The organism is Streptomyces sp. LMG1-1-1.1 (assembly GCF_040815545.1).
GTDB lineage: Bacteria > Actinomycetota > Actinomycetes > Streptomycetales > Streptomycetaceae > Streptomyces.
Map to the genome: position 1 here is coordinate 1 of NZ_JBFPNH010000103.1, position 444 is coordinate 444.

At 72.7% G+C, this 444-nt stretch carries 1 protein-coding gene; it reads right to left on the reverse strand.

Going from position 1 to position 444, the window contains the following annotated elements:
* Positions 1-444, reverse strand: a 444-nt coding sequence (locus MRBLMG1_RS37255) for a transposase (protein WP_367828589.1), incomplete at both ends; no start/stop codon positions are given.

Sequence of the window (444 nt, forward strand, 5' to 3'; positions counted from 1 at the left end):
CGATCGTGCCGTCGGCAGCCGGTTTCGGGCGACGGCCCGCGAGCCGGACGCGCAGGAACACGAAGTGCGAGCTCATCGCCGCCTTCGATCCCTTGCGCCAGGTCACGGTCCGACCGCGGCCACGACCCGCGGCCAGCACATGCTCGCGCAAGGACACAGGCCGGGTGCGATATCGGGGCAGCGGCCTGGGGCCGAACCCGCCGTATTCGGGCTGGTGCGGCACCGCGTCCTGGCCGTGGGCGGTCATCTCGCCCTTGGCCTGCAGCACCCAGGCCAGGCCGCGTTCGTCCAGGCCGCGGCGGAAGTCAGCGTTCGCACCGTAGCCGGTATCAGCGACCAGGACAGCGGGCCGCAGCCCGCAGCCGGCGAGTTCGTCGAGCATGTCCAGGGCGAGCTGCCACTTGGGACGGTGGCACTCCTCGTCGGGGATCCGGCAGGCCCGCC